Source organism: Micromonospora echinofusca, assembly GCF_017614955.1.
GTDB lineage: Bacteria > Actinomycetota > Actinomycetes > Mycobacteriales > Micromonosporaceae > Micromonospora > Micromonospora echinofusca_A.
Window position 1 is genome coordinate 20894 of sequence record NZ_WVUH01000051.1, and the last position, 6951, is coordinate 27844.

The following is a 6951-nucleotide window of genomic DNA, read 5'->3' on the forward strand; positions in this document are numbered from 1 at the left end:
CCCGTCACCAATTATAGAGAGTCGGCGAGCCGTAGTTGTGCACACCTCTACTTGTTAGGGGGAAATAGGCAATCTGGCCAGTTGCCTGGTTTTTCATGATTCTAATCTGACTGTTCGGTCGACCGTTCCAATAGATCGGCGAACCTATCCAGGCACCCCAGTACGCCATCGCCCTGGCGCCGAGATCATTTCCCTCAAACCTGTCCACACTGCCATCTGGCTTAGGCCGCGGCGGCATGCTTGGATTTTCCTCCAACATATTCACCAACTCATGGACCTCCGGGTGGACCGAATAGAAGGCATTATTCGCCGCACTTCTCTCAGCAACAGCCTCCGGCGAATAGTTCTCATCAGGAGTCCAGTTACTCTTTCGGCAGTTGTGCACCAGTACCGGATCGTTGCCGGCGAGCACATGGTACGTGTGGATGTCGTCGACGGTGAGGTTGTGGACCCTGGCGCTTTCCGACCAGTGTCGGACGGCGGTGACCTGGACGTGGGTGCCCGCCGAGGTCCGCAGCAGATGGCCCGGCCGCAGGTCCTTAGCGTCGAGCCAGGCGCCCGGCTCGTCGACCCAGAACGGGTGGCCGTCGGTGGCGACGATCTCCTTCTTGCCCTGCTCCGTGGCGACGGTGACGGCGACCAGTTTCTTACTGCCGTCGCCGACGATGGTGTCGGTGACGGGCTTCGCCTCGGTACGCCCGGTCTCCGGGTCGGTGGCGACGACCCGGTCGCCCACCCGGATCCCTTCGATGGGTTTTCGTTTTCCGCCGGCCATCAGGACCTGGGTGCCGGGGCGGAAACTGTTGGTCCGGCAACTGCCACCCGGTGGACCGCCCGGTGCTTTGCCGGCACGTTCGAGGGCAGCCAGCTTGTCGTCGAGCTTGGCGATCTGGTCGTCGAGTCGGGCAATCGCAGCCTGGGCTGCCTTGATGGCCGACTGGACCCGTTTGTAGATCTTGATGGCCTGTTTGACCCGGGAGGTGAGCTTCCACAGCAGACGCCCGATCTTCGCGACCGGGACCACCTCCAGGATCAGGCTCACGCAGGATCCGATGCTGCCGCGGAAACAGCCCTTGATGTCGTTGATCCGGAGGAAGTCCATCAGGAAATCCATGCCGGCGACCTTCAGGGCCTGCATGATGGCGTTCTGCCGGGCGAGTGCCCGCTGCCGCTGACGTTCCCGGTCGAGTTCGGACCGCCGGTCCTTGAGGTTCCTGACCGCCGACCCCGAATCGCAGGGGCCCTGGCAGTCGGGCGAGCTGTACTGCTCGGGCTTGCACGGCGGGGCCAGCGACTTGAAACAGCCGTACCCCTGGCAGCAGGGCGCGAGCCCGTCCGGGTCGGCCAGGTTCACCGGATTGTTGTTGGCGTAGTTGTAGCCGTTCATCCCCTGCGAGTCGCCCATGCTGATCAGGGGGTCGACGGAGATGAAGCGGCCCGAGCCGGGGTCGTAGCTGCGGGCACCGAGGGTGGTCAGGCCGGTGGTGGCGTCGACCGTACCCCCGACGAAGCCCTTCTCGTTGCCGACCGGCCAGGCGTTGTTGCTGCTCCGGATCTGCCCGAAAGGCGTGTAGCGGCGTTGGGCCAGCGCGCCGGTGGTGGCGTCGATGGCCAGCTCGCCCGTGCCGTGCTGGTCGTTCACCAGGAAGGTCACACCGGCTGCCGTACGCATCGCGCCCTCGTAGTAGCGGGTGGCGTTGGCGGTGGTGGCGCCCTTGGGTAGCCGGACCTCCAGGCCGGGCAGGTAGAGGGTCGAGCCGTTGGTGTCGCGGCGGATCAGGCGGGAGCCGTCGGCGGCGTAGACGAAGCTGGTGTCGCCGTGCACGCTGTCGCTGACCTTGACCAGTTCCCCTTCGGTGTCCCATTCGAGGGTCTGGTTGCTGGCCCGGGTACGGCGTTCGATGGTGTTGCCCGAGGCGTCGTACCGGTGGGTCTCCGCGCCGCCGCCGGGCACGGTGCCGGCCACCGACGCGAGCTGGTGTCCCCGGTAGGCGGGGTCGACGCCCGCCATGCCGGCGTAGGTGTAGTCACGTCGGCCCAGCGCCGTGCCACCGGCGGGCCCGCTGCCGTACACGGATTCGCTGCGCCGGTTGCCGGTGTCGTCGTAGGTGTACGTGGCCCGGTAGGGGGCGGGTCCGCCGATCGTCGCGGTGGCGGACGACTCGGCGCAGTCCCCGGCGGCGGCCTGGGTCCACGCCTCGGTCAGCCGGGACAACGCGTCGTAGCGGAAACACTGGTTGTCCACCCCGTCGCGGGAGGTGTCGACGATCTGGGTGATGTTGCCGGCGTCCTGGTACCGGTACTCGGCGCTGCGGTCCGTGCCGGGCATGCCGGCGTGCGAGGTGGTCGCCTTGTTGATGCGGCCGGTGCCGAACTCGTAGCCGAAGGTCTGGTCGACCTGTTTGCCGGTGGCCCCGGACTGCATGCGCTGGCCGATGACCTTCCCGGTCTTGGAGTAGTCGGTGCCGGTGAGGTAGGTGGACAGCGGTGACCTGGTGGAGGTCAGCCGGCCGAGCGCGTCGTAGGTGAAGGTCAGGTTCTCCGCGACCAGGTCACCGGCGGCGGGACTGCTGGCGGAGGCGACGGTGCCGTCGAGGTTGTAGAGGGTGTCGAAGACGTACCCACCGGCGGGGGCGAGCGCGCCCTCGCTGGCGGGCAACACGATCCGGGTGCGCTGGGGCCGGTTCAGGTTGTCGTAGAAGTCGACCTGGTTGGTGTACCGCTCACCGCCGATGATGCGGGTCGCGCTGGTGGGCAGCCCCTTGCGGACGGTGTCGTAGGTCCGCTCGACGAGCTTCGTGCCGGGGGTCGACGCGGTGGCGTCGTACTTGGCGACCACGCGGTCGAGGCCGTCGTACTCGAGGCCGACCTTCCGGCCCCGGGCGTCGGTGGCCAGCACCGGAAGGTCCAGATCGTTGTACTGGACCCGCTCGGTGCCCCGGTCCGGGTCGACGGTCGTGACGAGCCGGCCCCGCAGGTCGTACTCGTAGGACCACACGTTGTCGCCGGGGCCGGTGACGGTGGCGCGCTGGCCGCGGTGGTTGTAGGTGTAGCGGGTGACCGCCGCGCCGGTACCGGCGTGCTGGCGGACCTCGGTGGCACGGCCGTGGATGTCGGTGTACGTGGTGACGGGGGTGCCGCCGGTGGGTGGGGTGACCGTCTGCCAGTTGCCACCGTAGGAGTAGGTGGTGCGCCACTTCTCGTTGGCCGTGCCGTCGCTGTTGCCGACGAGGAGCCGTTCGGCCGTGACCCGGCCCTGCCCGTCGTAGGTGTTCCAGGTCTGGCTCTCCACGTCCCCGATCGAGGTCACCCCGAACAGCACCGGTTGCGGTTCCCCGTCGGCGTAGTACGCGTCGAAGGTGCGGTCGACCTGCCCGGCCTCGTTGTAGAACGTGTCGGCGACCGTCCGTCCCCGGGTGGTGCCGTTCAACGCGGGGCCCTGGGCCTGGCGGGGCCGCAGCCAGCCGTCGAGCAGGACGTACGAACTCTGCTGGCCGCTGCTGTTGGTGACGACCCGGGTCTCGACGGCGGTGATCGCGTCGTTGCGGATGAGGTAGCTGAACTGGTTGTCGGGCGTGGCGGTGGTGGACCGGCCCGCCGACCACACCTTGCTGGTCCGGCCCAGGGCGTCCCGTTCGGCGACGGTGGTCTTGCCGCCGGGGTCGGTCTCCTTCAGCGGGCTGCCCCATGCCGGGTCCAGTTCGCGGATGGTCTTGAGCGTGGAGGCCGGGTTGCCGGCTACCGCCGGTGGGGTGATCGCCTCCACCTTGACCGTCAGCCCGTTGGTGTCGGTGTAGACGGTCGTGGAGGTACGCCCGGCCGCGTCGGTCACGCCGGTGATCCGGCCCAGGTCGTCGTACGCCGATCGGGCGGTGGTCTGGTAGGTGACCGTGGTGGCCGTGGCGGACTTGGCCTCCTCGACGGCGGTCACGTCCCCGCGTGTCGGGGCCGCGCCGAGGGCGCCCCCGTCGTAGTAGTTGCGGAGGTCGGAGATGAGGTCCTGCGTCAGGTCGGGGGTCTGACCGCACGGGCGGGCCACTGTGCGTACCTGCGCCGGTAGGGCGAGCACGCGGGCGCCGTGGGCGGTGTTGGTGGTCGTGGTGCACTGTTCGTCCCCGGAGACCGCGATGTCGCCGAGGCTCTGTTGGGTCAGCGGGGTGCCGGTGGTCAGGTCGAAGGTGAGCACCGAGGTGCGGCTCTCCTGCCAGGCGGAGTCGACCAGGGTCATGGACCGGGTCGATCTGGTGCCGGTCAGGTTGGCGGTCATGGTGCCCCAGGGCCGGGTCCGGGAGGCGGTCTGGTGGTGCCACGGCTCCTGGACCGCCTTGCTCACCGGTGTCCCGCCGGCCCGGTCGTAGGTGACCGTGCGCAGCGGTGTCCCCTGGAGTGATTCGTGGTCCTGGTAGCTGGCGCCCTCCCCGTCGGTGAGGGTGACCGTTCTGCTGCCGCCGTCGGCGTTCAGCCGGTCGCCGTGCATGCCCTGGAAGAACCACTGGTCGACCTGCCCGGGGTTGGCGCTGGTCGCACCGCTGATCGTGCGGACCTTGTCGTAGCCGCGCCACTGCGACCAGGTCTTGAACTTCTCCGGGGTGAGTCCGTCGTCGTCGGTGTAGCGCCAGGCCGGTTTGCCGATGCTGTAGTCGTAGCGGGTCACCACGTCGGGGCTGCCGCCAACCAGGTCGGTCTGGACGAGTTCGGCGACCACGTACTTGTGGAACCAGTCCAGGGCCGGATCGGCGCCGCCGTTGGCGTTGACCCAGTAGACCGGGAAGCAGCGGCGCTGGTTGGTGTGGGGTGCGGGCACGTCGTCGGGGGTGCAGTCCGGGGGGCTGTAGTTGATGTCGAGTACGCCGCCGGTCTCGTTCTGGATCGCGCCGACGCGCTGTTTCACCAGCGGTCCGACGTCGTCGCCGAGCTTGTCGACCCGGTTGTGCATCGAGTTGGTGTAGACGAAGCTGACCGGTGGCAGGTGCACCGGGGTCGCGCCGGCCTCGCCGGTGTGCGCGATGTCGGTCAGCAGCAACTGCCGGTCGATGTCGGCGATGCCCCAGTCGTGGGTGAAGGCCCACGAGTCGACGGTGCGGTAGCCGGTGCCGGCGGCGTCGAGCACCCTGGTGGTGACCTTCGCCAGGCGTTTGCGGGTCCAGAACGACGGCGACGCGCTGCCCTTGCCGTCCTTGCATTCGGTGCCGGCCTCGCAGTTGAGGTCGAACGGCACGTCCGGCCAGTACTCCGGGTGGGTGGCGATGTTCGACTCGGCGCACTCGGTGGCCACCGCGCGCACGCACCGTTCGACGTTGCCGAACTCCACCCTGGCCGGCGCGCGGGACGGGAACAGGTTGTCGCTGCGCAGGCCGTAGTCGATGGCGGTCAGGTAGCCGCCCCGGGTGTAGGGGGTGTCGTCGGCGGCGCGCAGGTTCCGGGCGTAGTGGTTGGTCTCCCTGCCGTAGTGGAAGACGACGGCGTTGCCGTGCACGTCCTCGATGTAGTCGAGGTTCCAGCGCCAGGCCTGCTGGCACCAGGAGTCCTTGAAGGCGTTCTGGTGGCACGGGTCGGCGCTGTCGTCGCCGAAGACCGGCATCGTCCAGGTGGAGTTCGTCTGCGGATCGCCCGTCGCCCAGCCGGGCAGGCGGTTCCTGCCGAAGAGGTAGCGGGTGCCGTCGGGGGTGGTGACCCGCCAGTACTCGTTGTCGTTGTCGCCGTTGCCGGTGTCGGTGGCGGTGCCGGTCAGGCGTTCGATGCGGGTGCCGTTGTCCTTCGTCAGCTTCCAGGTGTCCGGCCCGGTGGCGATCAGCTCGCCGCCCATGCCGCCGAGGCTGAGGGTGGCGTTGTCGTATCCCCAGCACTGGTCGGCCGGATGTACCTGGTAGGTGGGGTCCTTGGGGACGCCGTCGTCCTCGCAGGACTTGTACTTGCGTTCGATGTGGCCGGGTGAGAGTTCGAACCCGTCGCCCAGCCAGGAGCCCTGGTTGTTGGTGGAGGCGGTGCGCCCGTCGATGGCCGCCGACGAGTAGTTGACGGCGAGGACGGGGACCAGGCCGCCGGGGACCGGCGGCACCCGCAGCGGGTACGACCAGGTGAAGTCGCCGGACTGGGCGCTGACCTGCCAGGTGGCGGAGGCGGCCAGCGGGGTGGCGCCGAAGTCGCCCTTGTCGCCTGCGGTGGCGGCGACGGCGGTGAGGACCACCGGCCCGGTGGACGCGGTCTCAAGCCGGCTGCTCAGTGTCCTGGCCTCGGTGTCGTTCACCGTCCTGAGCGGGGTGACCGTGCGGCAGCGCGGCTCCTGCGGGGTGGTCAGTACGCAGTCGGGTAGGCGCGCCAGCCGGAGGCGGGAGCCGAAGGCGCCACCGTAGGCTTCGCCGAATCCGGTGTAGTCCAGCACGGCGGTGACGGCGGGCGGCGGCGCGGAGCCGGGTGCCCGGTGCAGGCTGAACACCGGCCCGGGGAGCCCGGCCCGGGTCGACACCGCGCGGTCGTGGGTGTGCAGCCGCAGCCGGTGCGGTGTCGCCGAGGGCGTCGACCCGTCAGCGGGCCGCAGTCGTAGCACCGGCCCGCGCGCCTTGGCGGTGTCGGCGGGGGTGTCGAGGTCGACGTCGGTGACGCCGGCTGCGGGCCAGGTGACGGTGGGCGCGGGTGTCCTGGTTCTCGACAGTCCTGGCCTGGGTTTGACCGGAGCGCCGGGTACCACCTTTTCCCGGTCCACCGGTCGGGGTCTGCCCGCTTCGGTGCTCGCGGTGGCGGGGTTCAGGGGTACGGGTGCCACCGCGCCGGTCGGGAGGCCGACGGTGACCGCGGCGACCGCGGCGAGGAGTCTGCGGCGTCGCGCTGCGGCGGCTCGGGGGTGTGCGGCTCGGCTACGCATCGGCTGTCCTTTCGACGCGCCACGACAAGGGGGTGGCCAGGGTCGTCCGCGCGGCGTCGGGGACGCCCGCCGACGGGTGGAGATCGGGG

General features: G+C 69.5%; 1 protein-coding gene. It reads right to left on the reverse strand.

What is annotated here, in order from left to right:
- Nucleotides 1-4: 4 nt before the first annotated feature.
- Nucleotides 5-6862: a polymorphic toxin-type HINT domain-containing protein gene (locus GSF22_RS08930; RefSeq protein WP_208812756.1), complete on the reverse strand. Its 6858-nt coding sequence runs from the start codon at nt 6860-6862 to the stop codon at nt 5-7.
- Between the last annotated feature and the right edge of the window lie 89 nt (nt 6863-6951).